The following is an 18,278-nucleotide window of genomic DNA, read 5'->3' on the forward strand; positions in this document are numbered from 1 at the left end:
AGAAAATGGCGTTGATGCGTCGGCAGTCCCTGGTCAAGTTCGATGCGCCCTTGTGCGAGACCATCGTCGACACGCCGAAGCCGCAGGGACGTGAGGTCCTGGTCCGCATCGAGCGCTGCGGCCTCTGCCATTCCGATCTCCACATCCAGGACGGCTATGCCGATCTCGGCGGCGGCAAGAAGCTCGACACCACGCGCGGCATGACGCTGCCCTTCACGCTCGGCCACGAGATCGCGGGCGTCGTCGACGAGGTCGGGCCCGACGTTCCCTCCAGCCTCGTCGGCGCCAAGAAGGCGGTGTTTCCGTGGATCGGCTGCGGCCAGTGCCGCGACTGCGCCAATGGCGACGAGAACCTCTGCGTCAAGCAGCGGTTCCTCGGCGTCTCCATCGACGGCGGTTTCGCGACACACGTTCTGGTCCCCGACGCAAAGTACCTGCTCGACTACGATCCCCTGCCCGTCAACCAGGCTGCGACCTTGATGTGCTCCGGCGTCACCGCCTATGGCGCGCTCAAGCGCCTGGTCGACCGTCCGCGCCAGCGCAATCTGTTGCTGATCGGCCTCGGCGGCGTCGGCATGATGGGTCTGTCGTTCGCGCAGGCGATGTTCAAGCAGCCGATCACGGTCGCCGACCTCTCGCCGGCCGCGCGCGAGACCGCCCTCAAGAACGGCGCCGCCGTCGCCTACGACCCGGCCGAGCCCGACGTGATCAAGCGCATCCTGAAAGAGACCGAGGGTGGCTTCGACGAGATCGTCGATTTCGCCGGCAACGAGAAGTCGATGGCGTTCGCAGTCGCCGTCGCCGCGCGCGGCGGCAAGATCGTGGTCTCCGGCCTGATGGGCGGCCAGTTCACGCTGCCGATGGTGCAATGGGTCTACAAGCGCATGACCATCGAAGGTTTCATGGTCGGCACGCTCGCGGAGGCTCACGAGCTGATGGCGCTCGCCCGCGCCGGCAAGATCAAGCCGACGCCGATGCGCGAGGAGCCGATGGGCGACGTGCAGAAATGGATCGACGAATTGCGCGCCGGCAAGGTCGTCGGCCGCATCGTGCTGAAGAACTGACCGCGGCGGCGGGTCAAACGCAAGTCTCGCCCGCCGCACGGAACGCCTGCGGCCGCGCCGCGTTGGCTGCGCATGTCGATCCGTTGCACCGTCGAAAGCGCATTCTTCATCGCCTGGAGCTGCCTCGAGAAGAGCGGCGAGCTCGGGCCGCCGGACGCGAGCGCGAACTTCCTGCTCGACGCCATCGAGGCCCAGCTTCGAACCGGCGAACGCCGGCAATTGATGCTCGCCAACAGGGCGATCGACGCGTATCGCGCCGCTGCGGCACAAGGCCAATTGACGGAAGATCGCGAAGCCCGCTGCGGCTGATGACCTCGCTGCGGTCGGGCCCGCGGACGTCCCATGACCTCCTGCTGCGGTTTTCACCGCCCGAACGTCCGTTGTGTGCACTTTGGAACCGTCGGTTCCGCCGCGGAAACGTAGGTTTGCCGCTGGCGCCGATTCCCGGCCCGCCCAAGAGAACACAATGTGACCGGTCGGCCCCAGAACGATCTGCTCCGGCAGCTCAATCATCAGGACTTCGAACTGCTTGCGCCTCACCTCCAGCCGGTTGAACTCGCGGCGAGCGACGTCCTGCATCACGCCGGGGACGAGGTCGCCGCGGTCCATTTTCCATGCGGTCCCGCGCTGGTGTCGTTCGCCGTTCCGGTCGAGGACGACCGGGAGGTCGAAAGCCTGCTGGTGGGACGCGAGGGTGCGGTCGGCATCGCCGCCGGCCGCAGCCCTTCGCTGGCCTATTCGCGCATGATCGTGAAGCTCGGCGGCACGCTGATGCGGCTGCCGCTGCGCGCGCTCGAGCAGGCGCAGCAGAGGTCGGCGACGCTCCAGGGGGCCTTCGCGCGCTACGCCGACTGCCAGTTCGCGCAGCTCTTGCAGGCTGCGGCCTGCAACGCCGCGCACTCCATCGAGCAGCGTGCCGCCAAGTGGATCATCTCCACCCAGGAACATATCGGCGGCGCCGAGATTCCCCTCACCCACGAGCAGCTCGCCGGCATGCTGGGCGTCTCGCGCAGCTATGCCAGCCGCGTCATCCAGATGTTCAAGGCGCGGCGCATCCTCGCGACCCGCCGCGGCGCCATCCTGATCCTCGACGCAGCAGCGCTCGAAGCAGGAGCCTGCTGCTGCAACGATTGGGTGAAGAAGCATTTCGACGAGGTGCGCGGTGGAGCGGCGGCCGCGGAAGCCTGATGCCTCCGTATCACGCCTGACGCGGCAACTGCCGCTTCAAGTGCAGGTAGGCCGGATTGAAATCGCCGAGCCGCTGCAGCTCGCGCCATTTCAGCACGACCAGCTCGCCGTCACGAAGATCCATCGCTCCGCTGCGCCTGAGATCGGCGAGTGTCCGGTTCACCGTCGCGATCGCCATGCCGAGCGTCTCGCCGAGTTGCGCCAGGCTGATCGGCACGCGGCAGCGATTGCCGCGCACCAGCTGCGCCGCGCGGGCGCGGTAGAACAGCTCGCAAAACAGGTGCGCCATGCGCGTCTGCATCGTCCGGGCGCTGTTGTTGGTGATGGCCTCGCGAAAGATCGCGGCATCGAGCAGCGTCTCGCGCCAGACCGCGAGGGCGAAGGTCGGCCGCCGCCGGAACGCGATGAACAATTCGCGGTGGGGGATGAACGCGACCGACGCCGGCCCGAGCGCACTGAGCCCGTGATCCATCTGGTCGATGAACAGCCCCTGTGCGTCCGGAAGATCGCCGGTGAGATGGAACGCCAGATATTGCCGCCGCCCGCTGCCGAGGAGGTGATAGCGGGCAACCATGCCGGAGACGACCAGAGCGGAATGCTCGGGTTCGTCGCCTTGACGGATGAAATCCTCATTGGGTGCGAAATCGCGCACCATGAAGGTCAGCGCGCGGATCTCGGCGATATCCTCCTCTGCGAGCACTGTGTGCTCGCAGAGGTTCCGTATCAGCACGTCGTGAGCTTTTTCCATGGCGCCGCCAAAAATCGCGCCGGTTCTATCAAATGATACGTCCGGCTTGCGTTCAGCGGACTAGAACGCAGATCGGAAGCACAGGTTGCTAACCGGCTTGCGACGCATCGATCGCAGCCCCGCCATACCCCGAATTCGGACCAGCCGGCCTTCACATGAAAAGCACCACTCTCCTGGAGCGCATCCGGCGCCTGTTCGCGTCCGATGCCGGGGAGCATCTGGACAGCATTAGCGACGCCTTGCTGAAGGGAACGCTGGGTGAGTCGGTCCGGCCGATGTCGGATCAGGAACTCGCCCGCGCCATCCGCGAGTTCCGCTCCGTGCCGGTTTCCGACTGGGCGCTTGCGAAACTGTCGCGTCGCCTGGCCGAGGCCTCGGTGCCGCGGGACGGCTGAAGCGGCACGCGAGGCTCATGCCACATTCGAAATTCATCGCCCGTCTCCAGGTGATCGAAGGCCTGTCCGAGGACGAGCGCCGAGAGATCGCGGGCTTGCCGTCCACGCTGCGCCAGGTCGCGGATGGCGAGATCGTGCTGCGCCAGGGCGAGGCCGCGAGCCGCTGTGTCTTCGTCGTGAGCGGCTTCCTCTACCAGTCGCGTATCGTCGGCGATCGCAGCCAGACCCTCGCCTTCCATGTTCCCGGCGACATGCCGTGTTTGCACACGCTGCTGGTCCCGCCGATGGATTCGGACCTCGTGGGGCTCGGCCCGACCATTGTCGGCACCGTCGCGCACAGCCAGCTCCGCCAGTTGCTCGACAGCTCGATCCACCTGACCCGCGCTTTCTGGCGCGCGACGCTGATCGACGCGGCGATCTCGCGGCGATGGATCGCCCGCCTCGGCGCCCAGGCGGCGCTGCCCAAGGTCGCGCACCTCATCTGCGAGCTCGCCGCGAGGCTGGAGGTCGTCGGCCTCGTCAGGGACAATTGCTTTCAGATGCCGATGACGCAGCGTCACGTCGCGGACGCCTGCGGATTGTCGATCGTCCACGTCAACCGCACCATCCAGGAGCTGAGGCACCGCGGATTGATCGCCTGGGAAGGCAGCGAGATCGAGCTGCTCCAGCCCGACGAGCTGCGCCAGCTGGCGGATTTCACGCCGGACTATCTGAGCTGAGCGGCCCGCCACGCGGCGAGCAAGCACGGCCGTAGGATAGGTGGAGCGAAGCGATACCCATCGTCGTTTCGGGCAAAGAGCGATGGGTTTCGCAAGGGCTCAACCCATCCTACGGACTCTTCCTGGAAACATCCACGCAATCAAATCGGCGATTCGATCTTGAAGCCAAGCTAGCGGCTCCATCGGTTTACTTGCCTTCCATTGGGCTCATTCAGCAAGAACTCGCACGTCCAAGGTCGCTTTTCCCGCAGCTAGGCTGGCAGCTAATTCATCCCGAGCTGCCCTCTGATCTACCACCAATTGAATCTCACCACCCAGAACCGAGGTCATCATGCGAGCAGTCATCAAGGGACGCCCATGAACGCTGAATTCAATCTTTCGACCGACATGTCGCGCGGAAAATTCTGCGTAATCCGCCTTCGAATGTTCATTGAGACGGATCTTTAGCGCTTGCTGATTATCGATCGTGCTTGTGAGACTTGCTTCCTCGACTTCAAGAGATAGTTGTTGTGCTTTGGCCGATACATTCCAGGCGACCAACACCATCAAGGGAAGTAGGAGGACCCGGAGAATGCGAACGATCGGAGGACTCTTCATGGTCACACCGGTTGCCCGCTGATCTGCCCTCGCATTTCCGCCTCACCCCCGAACGGCGCGACTACATCGATGACCCGCCTGCTCGCCCCACTCCTCCACTCCGCCGGCGTCAGCCGCACATCCCCCGCATCGATCCGCTTCGCCACGATCTCGTCCGCGAGCGCCCAGAACGCCACTCCGACCGGCTGCTCGCCCTTATAGAAGATCCGGAACTGCTGCAGCAGGATCGCCGGCATCACCAGCCATTCGAGGTCGCCGAGCGGGATTGCCTTGTGGCGCGGGCTCTGCCTCATCAGCCAGATGATCTCGCCGAGCACCTGAGACACGGTTTTGAGAGGCGGCGCCGCTTGTACTCCGGCGGCATCGGACTGGCGGGCGGCTTGAGCGCCGTTGGCGTGCTTCAAGGAAAGAATAGAACATCCCGGCGTGGTGTGCCCCAGCGGCTCCAGCAATGCCTCCTACGTTGAACCAATAGACGCCAATCTTATCGTTAGAATCGAATGCCAACACTGCCCACCCTTTTTTTCGCGTCAGGTACCAAGTCAATGGCGCATGTGCCTCAGCGTTACTTGTTGGAGCCAACTGCAATCTCTGCCAGTCCCAAACAACCAGACAGAGCTTTCTCCATGTTGAACGATAAATGGACTCGTTCCGGCCACTCCATCGCAACTGGGCTTGGCGGAGATCGGCAGAAGCTCGCGAGTTACTTCGCCCGAGATCGGTTCGAGATAAATGAAGATGATCCCCGCCTCGGTGACACAGTAGGTAAGAATACCGCCATCCACTAAGCTCGTCACTATCCGTGGACAGGGGACGGGACCTATACGACTCTGCACCAGGGTGTCAGGCAACTCTCTTTGCCAAAGGATTTGACCCGCTGCATTCATTTTGGCGACGCTCAGCGGCTTCGCTGATGGCGGCTTGGTCCAAAACTCGGTCCAGGCAGAGATAGCATAGAGAGCGTTCCCTGCCGAAGCGGTCTTGATCAACCAGGCAGAGCTTGGCCGTTGAGCGATATCCGATCGAACGATCTGACTGTCGACCAGGTCACCCGCGCTATTGAACCGCCAGACGGCGACGCGACCGGCGCTATTGCTGACTTGACCACTGACGGCTTCAAATGCTGTCACTGCGATCGTGCCATTGGACACAGCAAGCGAAGCTGTCTTGCCAAGACCGAACGTCTTCTCCCATAGGACTCGCCCATCGCTTGATATTCGTGCAAGCCACGTCACCTCATCCTGCCTACCTACGATCGCGATGTCGCCAGAAGGCATCACAGCCAAGTCTTGAATTACGTTTTCGCGATCTCGAGCTATCTCCACATCCCAAACCGTACGTCCGTCTGAGCCGACCTTGGCAATATACGCGTTGGACCGAGGCGCCCCGCCGATGGACCTGCGAATATCCTTAGTGCCGCCGATCCACAGCGAGCGTTCTGTTCCTGCAGCGACGTGAATGCCCGAAACAATAGGCAGCTTCGAGTTCTCAATCGGAACACGAACACCAGGCCCAGAAGCGCTCGGTCCGACCAGCATAGATCGTTCTCTCTCGCTATCCTGGATTAGGACGACGATCGTTCCGTCGGGAGCTTGAGTGAGACCTAGCATCGCCACTCTAGGAATGGTCCATAGAGTGGTCCACGACAATGCTTGTTCACTAGAAGGAATGATCTGAGCAAGGATCGGGGACATGAGACCCGCAAACAGACAAATAGCAACAAGTGCAACACAGGCCGACCGACCAATTTGACTGCTCAGGGCCGTGAAAGGAAAGTGAGTTCGAGCAATCGAGGAGGCGTGGCCGCAGGCCATACCGCGCCACATTCTGTACAAAACCGTCCGATCTGCGTGAGTCATGAATCCCTACCATGAGCGCGATTTCAAATCTTCACGCATCTCACTCTCGCCCCCGAAAGGCGCAACCACATCGATGATCCGCTTGCTCGCCCCGCTGAGGATGGGTGGAGCGAAGCGATACCCATCATCGTTTCGGCAACGACGATGGATTTCGGCAAAGGTCGATGGGTTTCGCAAGGGCTCAACCTATCCTACGGGCTATCACTCCAGATCAAGAGCGTCGAGGCGCGCACCGCGGCGGCGAGCCAATCGCTGCCGCAGCTTTGTTCGTTTCTTGGACATACTGCTCAAACGTCGGAATGACGCCAAGTGAAATTCCGAGCTTCAAGCAGCTGTCAAATCTTGAAGCTCGCTTGTAGCAAGCCGCGACACGCGCGCCCTTTTCCCCGAGCTCCAGTTGCTCAATTGCGGCGGGGATCTCGGTGCGAGCAAACTTTTCGGCTGGAGCGAATTCAGTCGAGATCTGTCTCTTGGGCGCAATCGCAGCATATGCTCCCAGAGTCATCAGATGACGATACCAAGAGGCGGCGTCTCCGCTTATGCCCGGGGGAATGAGCCTGGATGTAACTGCTCCATACAGATAATATCTGGCTTCAGCGCTCCCGCCCTCAGCCAATGGCCAAAGAATATTCCACGTTGCCTCACAATCACCATTCCGTAGCGCAGACTGGGCTTTCTTGATCAGAGTGGCATCGTCTGCCGCGACGCAGAGCTTCACTGAAAGAAAGAGAACGAGGAAGACAATACTGAGCAGGCGCAACTGCTTCATTCCCTCAAGCACCGAGGCCGCAATGCAATCCACGATCGTTCACCAAATTTCAAACTTGAAGGAAGCTCATGGTTTATCGAACTCCCTTCGTATCTCCGCCTCGCCCCCGAAAGGCGCAACCACATCGATGATCCGCTTGCTTGCTCGCCCCGCTGAGGATGGGTGGAGCGAAGCGATACCCATCATCGTTTCGGCAACCGCCGATGGATTCCGGGAGGTCGATGGGTTTGGCAAGGGCTCAACCCATCCCACGGGCTGCGCATCGACGGTGACATATCGATATGTAGGACTCGGCACTTCGCTCCCCGCTATTGAATTACGGACAGTATCTTTTCGTCGTCGGAATATCGCAAGACGATCGCAGAATTGCCCTTGGAGGACAGCTTGCAGATAGTGGCGCTCTCGTTCAAAGAGCCATGCGATACTTCAACTCTTTTGTTCGCCATGATGAGAATCTTCCATTCGACCCGCTCGTGAACGACAAGCGTTGGACATGTTTCATTTTCGCAAGCGCTCGTATTCTCGACCCGGATAAATTTCCAAGTCCCCGAAGGAGTCGAAAAGCCGGAGATGAGAAAGCGAGCGCCCGGATAGGCCTCTGTCCACCGAGGCACGATTGCCCCCACGGTAGCATCGTTGGCTTCGACGAAATCTTCTAACAGGAAGCTAGTCGCACGGGCTGAGTGGACGGAGGACGCACAAAGAAGGCACGCCAACAAAGCAGCATGGAGAATCTGATAGGGAGTGACTCGACGCACAAGAAACGAGCTGTCACGGCGGGAGGACGACGAACTAGCGTCGATCATGACACTTGCCCCAAGTACAAGACATTCTTCGTGCACTTTCTCCGAGTCCATTTCTCCAATCATCGAACTCCAACTTGCCCCAACATCTCCGCCTCGCCCCCAAACGGCGCAACCACGTCAACGACCTTCCTGTGCACCCCACTCTTCCACTCCGCCGGCGTCAGCCGCACGTCCCCCGCATCGATCCGCTTTGCGACGATCTCGTCCGCCAGCGCCCAGAACGCGACACCGACCGGCTGCTCACCCTTGTAGAAGATCCGGAACTGCTGCAGCAGGATCGCCGGCATCACCAGCCATTCGAGATCGCCGAGCGGGATCGCCTTGTGGCGCGGCGACTGCGTCATCAGCCAGGTGATCTCGCCGAGCACCTGCGACACGGTCTTGGGCGGTGGGGCCGCTTGCGTACCCGCGACAGAAGCACCGGACTCGTTCGCGGCTTGGGCACCGTTCGCGTGCGGGCCGCCGAGGCCGGCGCTCGCCTGCCCCGCTGCGCCAAGCGTCGGCTCTTCGATCCGCTTTGCAGCTCCAGTCTTCGTCATCCGCTTCATCCACGTGTCTTTTTCCCGGTGTCCGGCATCGGCTTCTCCGAGAAAGGCCGAAGTCTAGAGCACGCGTTGCCTCGTGCACAGCACGGCCAGTACGCGGCCGAGATGCGCTGGTCAGCCCTGTCGTTGTGGAATGAATGGAGCATCTGCGGCAAAGCTCGCCGCGCTGGTGCTCCCGACCTATGGTTCGTCCGCCATTCCCAACCCCTGCGCGTGACGCTAGAGGAAACAACCTGGAACCGGCAAGTGGAAAAATCGGGACCGGAATCGGGAGCACGCCTCGCGTGTGGATATGGTCACAAGGGTGTCATCGAGGGGATTGCCGCTGCTCCTTCTGAGCTCGCTCCATCCGTCGTCATTCCGGGATGCGTGCGGAAGCACGCAGGCCCGGAATCCATTGGGCCGCACGTCGTGCGGTGAAATGGATTCCGGGTTCGCGCTTGCGCGCGCCCCGGAATGACGAGTGGAGGGCGGGCGGCCGTTCGCGACTTGCGGAACGCTGACGCGCCTGCCCGGTCGGGCCGCCGCATCGTCGCAAGACTTGGCGGCAGAACAGCCGCTCCAGCCCGACGATCTGCGCCAGCTCGCGGATTTCACGCCGGACTATCTGAGCTGAGCGGACCGCCACGCGGCGAGCAGCGGCCCGCCGCTCCCCTGCACGGGATCGGTCTTCGGCTTGCGGACCTTGGCGATGCGCTTGACCGCATCGGGACGCTCGCGCGTGTCGGTGCACTCGTCATAGGTGCCGTCCTGCGGGTAGGCGCCGACGACCAGGAAATCCCGGCTCGATTCGATCAGCCGGTGGCCGGTGCCCGCGGGCAGGACCAGCACGTCGCCCGCTTTCAGCTTCAGGATGCGGCCCTTGATGCCACCGCATTCGATCCTCGCCGTGCCGCGCGCCACGCCCATCACTTCATGGATCTGCGAATGATAGTGGACGAAGTCGTAGACGGTGTCGCGCCACGACCGGCCCCAGCCGTTGGTGTCGAACAGCGTATCGATGACGACCTCGGGCGGAAAGCGCCGACCGTTCAACTTCACCGCGCCGCGATACAGCAGCGCCGGAAAGCGCGGATGGTTCGGCACGATGCCGTCGTCGCGAAAGTGCATGGCGGTCGGCTTGCGGGCCCGCACCAGCCCCCGCAGCGTCGCGGCATCGGGCTGTTCCTCCACCAGCTTCTTGGCAAAATTCTTGATCTGATCCTTGACCGGCATGACGTCTCCTCAGCCGCGAAACAACGGCTGCGGAGGCGAGAAGTTTCGGGACGCGGGGTCGGCGCTCGCGAGAAACGTAGAACGCTTGGGGACCAGCTCGGCGCGACAGGCGCCGTCATTGCGAGCGGGCGAGAGCGTCGGCTCTCCTGCCCCGGACGCAGTGCAGCGCCCCTTGGCGGTGCGCTGCTGAGCCGGGGCCCATGCCGCTGCGAGCTCGGTTGCGCGCTGGGTCCCGGCTCTGCACCGCAACGCTCATGCGTTGCGGCTTGTCCGGGACACGAGCGGTATGGCAACCGTGCCGGACCGAATGTCACCCCGCTTTTCGCCTGCGCACCCAGCTGTTAGACTGGCGCCATTGCTTCGGGGAATTTCAATGCGCGCGAGAATTTTCAATCGCGTCGTGAAGCTGGCAGCACTGGTCGCCGCCACGCTCGCCGCCGCGCAACCTGCATCGGCCGAGAAGCGCATCGCGCTCGTGGTCGGCAACTCCGCCTACAAGAACATCACCCCGCTCGACAATCCATCCAAGGATGCGAACCTGATGGCCGAGACGCTGGGCGCGCTCGGCTTCACGCTGGTCGGCGGACGCGCGCAGCTCGACCTCGACAAGAGCGCGATGGACATCGCAGTGCAGAGCTTCGGCCGTCAGGTGCAGGGCGCGGACGTCGCGCTGTTCTATTATGCAGGCCACGGCGTGCAGGTCGCCGGCTCCAACTATCTCGTGCCGGTCGGCGCCAATCCGACCCGCGAGGCCGATGTCGATTTCCAGATGACCGACGTCAATCTCGTCCTGCGCCAGATGCAGGGCTCCGGCACGCGGCTCAACTTGGTGATCCTCGATGCCTGCCGCAACAACCCGTTCGGCTCGCGCGGCCTGCGTGCCTCCGACGGCGGCCTCGCACAGATGCGCGCGCCCGAGGGCACACTGATCTCCTATGCGACCCAACCCGGCAACGTCGCCCAGGACGGCAGCGACGGCCACAGCCCCTATACCAAGGCGCTGGCGACGACGATCCGGGTCGCCGGCCTCGACGTGTTTCAGACCTTCAACCAGGTCGGCCTCGCCGTGAAGCGCGCCACCGCTGGCGCGCAGCAGCCCTGGGTGTCGTCCTCGCCGATCGATGGCACGTTCTACTTCGTACCGCCGACGCAAGCTGCGCCGCCGCAGGTCGCGGCAATGCAACCCGATCCCTCGCCTGCGGAGCGTCTGCGCGCCGATCCCGACCGCGTCCCCTTGCGCGATGCGGCGCTGCTCAGCGAACTGAGCGAGCGGCTCTACGAGCTCAATTTCGATCCCGATACGCCGGACGGGATGACGCGCGCCATCACCAAACTCCAGCAGCGCATCGCGATGGCTCCGACGGGCGAAGCGACCGAGGGCCTTCTGCTGCGGATGCGCAAGATGGAGGATCTGAGGCCCTGGGGCTCGATCGTCTACGGGCCCGACAGCAGCAAATGGGGCATGTCGTGGAATCACGCCTCGCGGCGCGCGGCGGTGGCGGATGCGCGCGGCAATTGCGGCGGCGCCAAATGCCCGATCGAGCTTTCGTTCTACGGCAAGAGCTGCGGCGCCTTCGCCATTTCCGACAAATCGTGGTCGCTGGTCCAGCGCGCGGGCGTGCAGCGCGCCAGGGACGCCGCGCTTGACGAATGCGGCAAGGCTGGGAAAGCTTGCCGCATTATCGGATCCGTCTGTGCCGACGGCTCCGGCCGCTGATACCCGGTCATTTGGATTTTTTGATCATGCGCGATTCCGTCAGCCGTGCGACCGCCCTCGCCTTCGTCCTCATCCTCGTTGTCGCCTCACCTCCCGCCTTAACACCCGCCTTGGCGCAGTCCGGCAGCGCCGGCGGCTCGATCGGCAACGACGAGAAATCGCTGTCGGGCTCGCGGTCGGACCGCTCGGCTGAACCCGCCCCGTCGGCACGCCGGAGCAAGCCGGCCGAGGAGACGCGCTCGTCGCGGCGAAGCGGCGGCGGAGGTGGCGGTTTTGACGGTGCCTGGATGGTCACCAGCGTCGGCTGCGGCGGCACGGTCAGCGGCGCAGTCGTGGTCTCCTCAGGCAAGATCATCGGCCAGGGCGTTAGCGGCACGGTGAGCCCGAGCGGCGCAGTCAGCACCGTCGGTCAAGGCGATGGCGTGACCTACACCAGCGCCGGCCGTCTCGGCGCGCGCAGCGGCTCCGGAACCTGGCGCCGCTCGGACGGCTGCGGCGGGACCTGGAGTTCCACGAAGCAATAGCGCCGCGAAGACGCCCGATTTGGCGGCGGAACGAATGCCGCGCAGGCCCGATTCAAGCCACATCCTCTCCGGATTTGCGGCTCATTGCGACCCAAGTCTTTGACGAGAAGGGGCTCGTTGAGAGTTGCGTCATGCGTAACCGGGAGACCAGGATGGGCAACCGCGCCGCAAAGTTCATTTCGACCCTCGTCGCCAGCATCCTTGCCGGCGCGCCATTCGCCGCGGTATCGCAGAACGCGCCGACGCCACCGGCCACGGCTGCCGCAGCGCCCGACTGCCTGGCTTCGCCGAAGGATGCCGCGCCGCAGGGCCAGCATTGGTACTACCGCCTCGATCGGACGACGAAGCGCAAGTGCTGGTATCTGCGCGCAGCCGGCGGCAAAGCCGCCCAGACCGCGCAGGCGACGACCGACGCATCCGAGCCGGGTGCAGCACCGCCGCAGGCCGTGCAGAACGCGCGCGCCGAATATATCGCGCCGCAGACGAGTACCGCAGCGGGTACGCCGAGCATGGCCGCGCCCGCGCCGGCCGCAGCGAATGCGCCCGCGGTCGCGCAACAGCCGCCGAGCGGCGTCGCCGAGGCCAACGCGCAGGAGCCGGCCGTGACCGCGCGCTGGCCCGAAGTCTCCACGGCGTCCACCGCGCCAGCGCCTCAACCGGTGCCGAGCACGGGTGCAGCAGCAGCGCAGCCAATCGCGAAGCCGTCAAAATCCCCTGCTCCGCTCCCGCCCGCGGCCGATGGCACGACTGACAAGTCCGGCGGTTCGCTGCAGATGCTGATGCTCGTGATCGGCGGTGCGCTGGCGCTCGCCGGCATTCTCGCCAGCGTCATCTACCGCTTCGCGGGCGGGCGCGTCCGCGTCCAGGCCGCCGACCGCCGCCCGCATTGGGACGCTTGGGCGCCGCAGGACCATGACGAAAGCCGCGCGCCCTGGCTCGGTGCCAACGCCGTCACAGCGGCGGGCCCGGTCGACTTCGACGAGGCACGACCGCAGACCGCGCGACTCGCCGCCTTCACGGAGGAGATCGGCAGGATCGCGGCCCAATCCGCGGCGATGCGCAACGAGGCCGCAGAGCTCGACAAGGCCGACATCTTCAACGGAGAGTTCGAGATCGCGGCATCGACGCCGCGCATGGCGGCCAAAAAGACCGATGAGGAGACCGAGCACAAGCCGGTTGCCCGGGATGAAGATCGCCGCAGCCAGGATGTGCAGGTCGCGGACGCCATCGACGTCGACGTCGACGTGATCACCGCGATGCTGGAACGGCTGGCGAAGCAGGGGCCGCAGCTGCCGCAGCCTAGCCCTGAAGCTGACCTTGCAAACTTCGCACGAAGCCTACGAGGCCAATCCGCCGCTCGCGCTTGAGGCGCTCGGCCTTCAGGATCGACTGCACCTCGGCGAAGGCGTCGTCGACCGCGTGATTGATCACGATGTAATCGTACTCGGCCCAGTGACTCATCTCGTCGCTGGCGCGGCTCATGCGCTTGCGGATCACCTCGTCGGAATCCTGCGCGCGCGAGTGCAGGCGCTTCTCGAGATCGGCCGCCGAGGGCGGCAGGATGAAAACGCTGACGACGTCGGCGCGCGCCTTCTGCTTCAATTGCTGGGTCCCCTGCCAGTCGATGTCGAACAGCACGTCCTGGCCTGCCGACAGCGCAGCCTCGACCGGTCCGCGCGGCGTGCCGTAGCTGTTGTCGAACACCGTGGCCCATTCCAGCAGTTCGTCGGCCCTGACCATCGCATCGAAGGTCGCCTTGTCGACGAACGTGTAATCCTTGCCGTTGACCTCGCCCGGGCGCATCGGCCGCGTGGTCGCCGAGACCGACATCTTCAGGCCGGGCATCCGTTCGATCAAGAGACGCGACAGCGTCGTCTTGCCCGCGCCTGATGGCGAGGACAGCACGAACATCAATCCGCGCCGCTCGACACCGTCAGTTCCGTGACCGCCCGTCGTCATCGATCACTCCAGATTCTGCACCTGCTCGCGGAACTGCTCGACCACGTTCTTCAGGGCGAGGCCGGTGTTGGTCAGCTCGATGTCGTTCGACTTCGAGCAGCAGGTGTTGACCTCGCGGTGAAACTCCTGCGCCAGGAAATCCAGCTTGCGCCCGATCGGGCCGCCCTTGCCGATCAGCTCGCGCGCCTGCGCGATGTGGGAGGCGATGCGATCGAGCTCCTCGCGGATGTCGGCTTTGGTCGCGATCAGGATCGCCTCCTGCATCAGGCGATCGGAATCGAAACGGTCGGAGGTGTCGAGCAGCGCCGCGATCTGCTCAGCGAGCTTCGCCTTGATCGCCTCCGGCTTGCGGCCGGGCGCGGCTTCCGCTTTCTTCGCCAGCTGCTCGATCTCGTCGACGCGCTGGATCAGGATCTGCCCGAGCGAAGTGCCCTCGCGCTTGCGCATCGCAACGAGCTCGTCGAGCGCCTTGTCGAAGGCCTCGGCGGCCGCGGCGCGCGCCGCCTTGTCCTCCTCCTCCTCGCCCTCGGGTTCGGCGATCTCGACGACGCCCTTGATGGCGAGCAACCCGTCGATGCTCGGCGCCACCGCGTCGATCTTTCCCGAGATCAGGGCGGCGGCCTTCAGCACGGCGTTGAGCACGTCCTCGTTGACGCGCACCGTGGCGGCGGCGTTGGTGCGCTTGACGTTGAGATTGGCGTAGACGGTGCCGCGCGAGAGCAGCTCGCTTGCGCGCTTCTTGGCATGGGCCTCGAGCTCGTCGAACCCCTGCGGCAGCCGCACCCGCAAGTCGAAGCCCTTGGCGTTGACCGACTTCAATTCCCATTCGAACGTGTACGGCCCGCTCGCGCCGTGGCTTCTCGCAAAGCCGGTCATGGACGACAGCGCCATCAGTTCAGTTTCTCCAGGAACACGGAATTCGCCAGGCCATCAAGCCACGCGAATCTTAAGACTATTTTGCCGGAAAGTGGAATCCGCAATGCCCGCCAGCAGGTCTGCGCCAAGAAGGTGTTCAACAAGGCTCAGCGCGGGACCACCGGCGGCGAGCCCTGCACCGCGCCCTGGCGGGCCGGGGCAGAATTGGCGGGACCGGCCGGACGTGCCGCCGGCGACTTCTTCTGCTGATTGGGCCGTGCCGGCGCGGTCGCGGTCGGCGCGTCGGCGGCGCCGGGCGCCGCAACGGCGGGCGGCTGCGCGTCCTCGGGCGGCTCGACCGTGTCGTTCTGGATCTGCTTCTCCATCGCGCGGAGCTTGGCGACGTTCTTCTGGTGCGCGTCGTAGGTTTCGGTGAAGGCGTGCCCGCCGGTGCCATCGGCGACGAAATAGAGGTCGCGGGTGCGGGCCGGATTGGCGGCGGCCTCCAGCGAGGCGCGGCCCGGATTGGAGATCGGGCCCGGCGGCAGGCCGTCGATCACATAAGTATTGTAGGGCGAGGGCTGCGTGATCTCGCTGCGCTTGATCGGCCGGCCCAGCGTGCCCTTGCCGCCGACGAGACCATAGATGATCGTCGGATCGGACTGCAGCTTGATCCGCTGCTTCAGCCGGTTGACGAACACCGCGGCGACGCGGCTGCGCTCGTCCGCCTTGCCGGTTTCCTTCTCGATGATGGACGCCAGCGTGACCAGCTGCTCCGGCGTCTTGACCGGAATGTCCTGGTTGCGGCGCTCCCAGATCTCCGCCAGCACGCGCTTGTGCGCCTGCTGCATGCGCTGGACCACCTGCTCGCGCGGCGTGCCGCGCGGGAATTTGTAGGTCTCCGGGAGCAGCGTGCCTTCGCGCGGCAGCTCGCGAACGCTGCCGGTGAAGATGTCGTTGTCGGACAGCCGCGCCACGATCTGCTCGGAGGTCAGGCCTTCGGGAATCGTCACGGCGTGCTGCACCACCTTGCCCTCGACGATGGTGGCGATGACGTCGCGCAGCGAGGCGTTCTTCTGGAAGGAATACTCACCCGGCTTGAGGTCCGAGCTCGCCTTCAACGCGGCGACGCTGGCGATGAACACCCAGGGATTGACGTCGGTCACGCCTTCCCGGTTCAGCGTCTCGGCGATGTCGCGCTTGCCCGCACGCTGCGGGATGTTGACGGTCTTGTCCTCCTTCAGCGGTCCGGGCGCCTCGAGCACCTGGCGGCCGTAATAATAGACGCCGCCGGCGCCGAGCATGGCGATCAGCAGAAGGGTGATGATGGCGTTGCCGACGACGACGAACGGATTGCGCGCGCGGTCCGACCGCTTGGGCGGCGGCGGAAGTTGCTCGGGCTCGAGCGCGGCCCGCGGACTCCGGGGTGAAATGGGCGGCCTTTCACTCATCGAAACAACCTGAATCCTGCCGGTTAATCGCGGCCCGACAATCGCTTGCCCTGCCCAAAACGCACGCGCCCACGTCCATGACTATCGCCGAATACGGCAAAACGGTGGATTCGTCTCAAACACAAACTAACTAACGAGGCGCCGGACGATCACCGACGCATTGGTACCGCCAAAACCAAAGGAGTTCGACAACGCGACGTTGACCTCACGCTGCTTCGACTTGTGCGGCACGAGATCGATCGCGGTCTCGACCGACGGATTGTCGAGATTGATCGTCGGCGGCACGACATTATCGCGAATCGCCAGAATCGCGAAGATCGCTTCGATCGCACCGGCCGCGCCGAGCAGATGGCCGGTCGACGACTTGGTCGAGGACATCGCGACCTTGGAGGCGGCGTTGCCGAGCAGACGCTCGACCGCGCCGAGCTCGATCTCGTCGCCGAGCGGCGTCGAGGTCCCGTGCGCGTTGATGTAGTCGAGATCGGACGGCGTCAGCCCGGCACGCTTGAGCGCGGCCGACATGCTGCGGAAGCCGCCATCGCCGTCGGGCGAGGGCGAGGTGATGTGATAGGCATCGCCCGACAGACCATAGCCGATCACCTCGGCATAGATCCTCGCGCCGCGGCGCCTGGCGTGCTCGAGCTCTTCCAGCACGAGGACGCCCGCGCCCTCGCCCATCACGAAGCCGTCACGGTCCTTGTCGTAGGGACGCGAGGCCTTTTCGGGAGTCTCGTTGAAACCGGTCGACAGCGCGCGCGCGGCGTTGAAGCCGGCAATGCCGATGCGGCTGATCGGCGACTCGGCGCCGCCCGCGACCATCACGTCGGCATCGCCGAGCGCGATCAGGCGGGCGGCATCGCCGACCGCATGCGCGCCGGTCGAGCACGCCGTGACCACCGAATGGTTCGGTCCCTTCAGCCCGTGCGCGATCGAGACGTAGCCGGAGGCGAGATTGATCAGGCGGCCAGGAATGAAGAACGGCGACACCCGGCGCGGCCCGCGCTCCTTCAGCAGGATCGCGGTGTCGGCGATGCCGTTGAGGCCGCCGATGCCGGAGCCGATCATGGTGCCGGTCGCGCACTTGTCCTCTTCGGTCTCGGGATGCCAGTTGGCGTCCTCGAGCGCCTGGCCGGCCGCGGCCATGCCGAAGATGATGAAGTCGTCGACCTTGCGCTGGTCCTTCGGCTCCATCCATTTGTCCGGATTGAAGCTGTCGTTCGACCCGTCGCCGCGCACGACCGTGCAGGCGATCTTGGTCTGCAGATCGGAGACATCGAAGCTCTCGATCCTGCGCGCACCGCTTTCGCCATTGAGGATGCGTTTCCAGGTCGGCTCGACGCCACAGCCGAGTGGCGAGACCATGCCGAGACCCGTGACGACAACCCGCCTCATATCCGAAAACTCCGCATCGAAAGAATCACGGCCAATAACAAGAAACCGGCTGACCGCTGCGAAGCGGCCCGTCCGGTTTCAGTGTTGTCCCCGCGAAATTGAAGAGCCTTAGCTCTTCGCGTTCTTCTCGAGAAACTTCGTGGCGTCGCCGACGGTGAGAATGGTTTCCGCGGCGTCGTCCGGAATCTCGCAACCGAATTCCTCTTCGAACGCCATCACCAGCTCGACGGTATCCAGACTGTCGGCGCCGAGGTCGTCGATGAAGCTCGCGTTGTCGACAACCTTCTCGGGTTCAACACCAAGGTGTTCGACCACGATCTTCTTAACCCGCTCGCCAATGTCACTCATTGCTTAACCTCGTGTTGTTCCCTGTAGACCCGACCCCCCGGGACGATACGAGCCGTCGTGGTCGTTTGACTGCCTTCGCTTACGAACTTTGATTTGGCCCATCCTAACCGATGAAGGCCCCGGCGAA

The 18,278-nt window shown here is 64.3% G+C and carries 20 protein-coding genes; 8 read left to right on the forward strand and 12 right to left on the reverse strand.

The window, feature by feature from the left end:
• The first annotated feature begins 5 nt into the window (after window positions 1-5).
• From AC24YW_RS01785 to AC24YW_RS01795, 3 genes are all read left to right on the forward strand, one after another.
• The gene (locus tag AC24YW_RS01785; RefSeq protein WP_487481090.1) at window positions 6-1,064 is read left to right on the forward strand and encodes an alcohol dehydrogenase; all 1,059 of its coding nucleotides are present in this window, start codon (window positions 6-8) and stop codon (window positions 1,062-1,064) included.
• A 72-nt stretch (window positions 1,065-1,136) separates the two neighbouring features.
• Window positions 1,137-1,373, forward strand: a complete 237-nt coding sequence (locus AC24YW_RS01790) for a hypothetical protein (protein WP_487481091.1) — start codon at window positions 1,137-1,139, stop codon at window positions 1,371-1,373.
• 159 nt (window positions 1,374-1,532) lie between these two features.
• On the forward strand, window positions 1,533-2,252 hold the full coding sequence (locus tag AC24YW_RS01795; protein WP_487481092.1) for a Crp/Fnr family transcriptional regulator: 720 nt from the start codon (window positions 1,533-1,535) through the stop codon (window positions 2,250-2,252).
• A 10-nt stretch (window positions 2,253-2,262) separates the two neighbouring features.
• Here AC24YW_RS01795 and AC24YW_RS01800 read toward each other — a convergent pair whose 3' ends face one another.
• Complete coding sequence (locus AC24YW_RS01800; protein ID WP_487481093.1) at window positions 2,263-3,000, reverse strand: Crp/Fnr family transcriptional regulator; 738 nt, start codon at window positions 2,998-3,000, stop codon at window positions 2,263-2,265.
• Between the two features lie 155 nt (window positions 3,001-3,155).
• On the opposite strand from AC24YW_RS01800, the gene AC24YW_RS01805 reads away from it, so the two are divergent.
• Window positions 3,156-3,395, forward strand: a complete 240-nt coding sequence (locus AC24YW_RS01805) for a hypothetical protein (protein WP_487481094.1) — start codon at window positions 3,156-3,158, stop codon at window positions 3,393-3,395.
• 17 nt (window positions 3,396-3,412) lie between these two features.
• Window positions 3,413-4,114, forward strand: a complete 702-nt coding sequence (locus AC24YW_RS01810) for a Crp/Fnr family transcriptional regulator (RefSeq protein WP_487481095.1) — start codon at window positions 3,413-3,415, stop codon at window positions 4,112-4,114.
• A 207-nt stretch (window positions 4,115-4,321) separates the two neighbouring features.
• Here AC24YW_RS01810 and AC24YW_RS01815 read toward each other — a convergent pair whose 3' ends face one another.
• From AC24YW_RS01815 to AC24YW_RS01840, 6 genes are all read right to left on the reverse strand, one after another.
• Window positions 4,322-4,711 carry a hypothetical protein gene (locus AC24YW_RS01815; RefSeq protein WP_487481096.1) on the reverse strand — a complete coding sequence of 130 codons (390 nt, stop codon included), beginning with the start codon at window positions 4,709-4,711 and terminating at the stop codon, window positions 4,322-4,324.
• A 2-nt stretch (window positions 4,712-4,713) separates the two neighbouring features.
• Window positions 4,714-5,163, reverse strand: coding sequence for a toxin-activating lysine-acyltransferase (locus AC24YW_RS01820; protein ID WP_487481097.1), 450 nt, complete (start codon window positions 5,161-5,163; stop codon window positions 4,714-4,716).
• 90 nt (window positions 5,164-5,253) lie between these two features.
• On the reverse strand, window positions 5,254-6,249 hold the full coding sequence (locus AC24YW_RS01825) for a hypothetical protein (RefSeq protein WP_487481098.1): 996 nt from the start codon (window positions 6,247-6,249) through the stop codon (window positions 5,254-5,256).
• A 532-nt stretch (window positions 6,250-6,781) separates the two neighbouring features.
• The gene (locus AC24YW_RS01830; protein ID WP_487481099.1) at window positions 6,782-7,339 is read right to left on the reverse strand and encodes a hypothetical protein; all 558 of its coding nucleotides are present in this window, start codon (window positions 7,337-7,339) and stop codon (window positions 6,782-6,784) included.
• 865 nt (window positions 7,340-8,204) lie between these two features.
• A complete protein-coding gene (locus tag AC24YW_RS01835; protein ID WP_487481100.1) occupies window positions 8,205-8,684 on the reverse strand; it encodes a toxin-activating lysine-acyltransferase in 480 nt (159 codons plus the stop codon).
• A 609-nt stretch (window positions 8,685-9,293) separates the two neighbouring features.
• Complete coding sequence (locus AC24YW_RS01840) at window positions 9,294-9,905, reverse strand: cupin (protein ID WP_487481101.1); 612 nt, start codon at window positions 9,903-9,905, stop codon at window positions 9,294-9,296.
• A gap of 373 nt (window positions 9,906-10,278) precedes the next feature.
• On the opposite strand from AC24YW_RS01840, the gene AC24YW_RS01845 reads away from it, so the two are divergent.
• From AC24YW_RS01845 to AC24YW_RS01855, 3 genes are all read left to right on the forward strand, one after another.
• Complete coding sequence (locus AC24YW_RS01845; protein WP_487481102.1) at window positions 10,279-11,622, forward strand: caspase family protein; 1,344 nt, start codon at window positions 10,279-10,281, stop codon at window positions 11,620-11,622.
• Between the two features lie 26 nt (window positions 11,623-11,648).
• Window positions 11,649-12,146, forward strand: a complete 498-nt coding sequence (locus tag AC24YW_RS01850; RefSeq protein ID WP_487481103.1) for a hypothetical protein — start codon at window positions 11,649-11,651, stop codon at window positions 12,144-12,146.
• Between the two features lie 131 nt (window positions 12,147-12,277).
• A complete protein-coding gene (locus AC24YW_RS01855; RefSeq protein WP_487481104.1) occupies window positions 12,278-13,513 on the forward strand; it encodes a hypothetical protein in 1,236 nt (411 codons plus the stop codon).
• On the opposite strand, the gene gmk is transcribed toward AC24YW_RS01855, so the two are convergent.
• The 5 genes from gmk to AC24YW_RS01880 all read right to left on the reverse strand — a co-directional run bounded on the left by gmk (window position 13,446) and on the right by AC24YW_RS01880 (window position 18,151).
• The gene (gene gmk / locus AC24YW_RS01860; protein ID WP_487481105.1) at window positions 13,446-14,105 is read right to left on the reverse strand and encodes a guanylate kinase; all 660 of its coding nucleotides are present in this window, start codon (window positions 14,103-14,105) and stop codon (window positions 13,446-13,448) included. The two genes, AC24YW_RS01855 and gmk, sit on opposite strands and share 68 nt — an antisense overlap.
• Window positions 14,106-14,108: 3 nt before the next feature.
• Window positions 14,109-14,996, reverse strand: coding sequence for a YicC/YloC family endoribonuclease (locus tag AC24YW_RS01865; RefSeq protein WP_487481106.1), 888 nt, complete (start codon window positions 14,994-14,996; stop codon window positions 14,109-14,111).
• A 131-nt stretch (window positions 14,997-15,127) separates the two neighbouring features.
• Window positions 15,128-16,411 (reverse strand): endolytic transglycosylase MltG, encoded by a 1,284-nt coding sequence (gene mltG, locus AC24YW_RS01870; RefSeq protein ID WP_487481107.1) that lies wholly within the window; start codon window positions 16,409-16,411, stop codon window positions 15,128-15,130.
• A 126-nt stretch (window positions 16,412-16,537) separates the two neighbouring features.
• Window positions 16,538-17,803, reverse strand: a complete 1,266-nt coding sequence (gene fabF / locus AC24YW_RS01875) for a beta-ketoacyl-ACP synthase II (protein WP_487481108.1) — start codon at window positions 17,801-17,803, stop codon at window positions 16,538-16,540.
• A gap of 108 nt (window positions 17,804-17,911) precedes the next feature.
• Entirely contained in the window at window positions 17,912-18,151 is a 240-nt protein-coding gene (locus AC24YW_RS01880; protein WP_008551805.1) for an acyl carrier protein, read from the reverse strand.
• Between the last annotated feature and the right edge of the window lie 127 nt (window positions 18,152-18,278).

The organism is Bradyrhizobium sp. USDA3516, assembly GCF_057651995.1.

Excerpts from the sequence above, each read along its gene's own strand:
- AC24YW_RS01835 (WP_487481100.1), bottom strand. The coding sequence starts at position 8,684 with ATGACGAAGACTGGAGCTGCAAAGCGGATCGAAGAGCCGACGCTTGGC.
- AC24YW_RS01810 (WP_487481095.1), top strand. The coding sequence starts at position 3,413 with ATGCCACATTCGAAATTCATCGCCCGTCTCCAGGTGATCGAAGGCCTG.
- AC24YW_RS01855 (WP_487481104.1), top strand. The coding sequence starts at position 12,278 with ATGCGTAACCGGGAGACCAGGATGGGCAACCGCGCCGCAAAGTTCATT.
- gmk (WP_487481105.1), bottom strand. The coding sequence starts at position 14,105 with ATGACGACGGGCGGTCACGGAACTGACGGTGTCGAGCGGCGCGGATTG.
- AC24YW_RS01785 (WP_487481090.1), top strand. The coding sequence starts at position 6 with ATGGCGTTGATGCGTCGGCAGTCCCTGGTCAAGTTCGATGCGCCCTTG.
- AC24YW_RS01825 (WP_487481098.1), bottom strand. The coding sequence starts at position 6,249 with ATGCTGGTCGGACCGAGCGCTTCTGGGCCTGGTGTTCGTGTTCCGATT.
- AC24YW_RS01830 (WP_487481099.1), bottom strand. The coding sequence starts at position 7,339 with ATGAAGCAGTTGCGCCTGCTCAGTATTGTCTTCCTCGTTCTCTTTCTT.
- AC24YW_RS01865 (WP_487481106.1), bottom strand. The coding sequence starts at position 14,996 with ATGGCGCTGTCGTCCATGACCGGCTTTGCGAGAAGCCACGGCGCGAGC.
- AC24YW_RS01850 (WP_487481103.1), top strand. The coding sequence starts at position 11,649 with ATGCGCGATTCCGTCAGCCGTGCGACCGCCCTCGCCTTCGTCCTCATC.
- AC24YW_RS01800 (WP_487481093.1), bottom strand. The coding sequence starts at position 3,000 with ATGGAAAAAGCTCACGACGTGCTGATACGGAACCTCTGCGAGCACACA.
- AC24YW_RS01790 (WP_487481091.1), top strand. The coding sequence starts at position 1,137 with ATGTCGATCCGTTGCACCGTCGAAAGCGCATTCTTCATCGCCTGGAGC.
- fabF (WP_487481108.1), bottom strand. The coding sequence starts at position 17,803 with ATGAGGCGGGTTGTCGTCACGGGTCTCGGCATGGTCTCGCCACTCGGC.
- AC24YW_RS01840 (WP_487481101.1), bottom strand. The coding sequence starts at position 9,905 with ATGCCGGTCAAGGATCAGATCAAGAATTTTGCCAAGAAGCTGGTGGAG.
- AC24YW_RS01805 (WP_487481094.1), top strand. The coding sequence starts at position 3,156 with ATGAAAAGCACCACTCTCCTGGAGCGCATCCGGCGCCTGTTCGCGTCC.
- AC24YW_RS01815 (WP_487481096.1), bottom strand. The coding sequence starts at position 4,711 with ATGAAGAGTCCTCCGATCGTTCGCATTCTCCGGGTCCTCCTACTTCCC.
- AC24YW_RS01845 (WP_487481102.1), top strand. The coding sequence starts at position 10,279 with ATGCGCGCGAGAATTTTCAATCGCGTCGTGAAGCTGGCAGCACTGGTC.
- AC24YW_RS01880 (WP_008551805.1), bottom strand. The coding sequence starts at position 18,151 with ATGAGTGACATTGGCGAGCGGGTTAAGAAGATCGTGGTCGAACACCTT.
- mltG (WP_487481107.1), bottom strand. The coding sequence starts at position 16,411 with ATGAGTGAAAGGCCGCCCATTTCACCCCGGAGTCCGCGGGCCGCGCTC.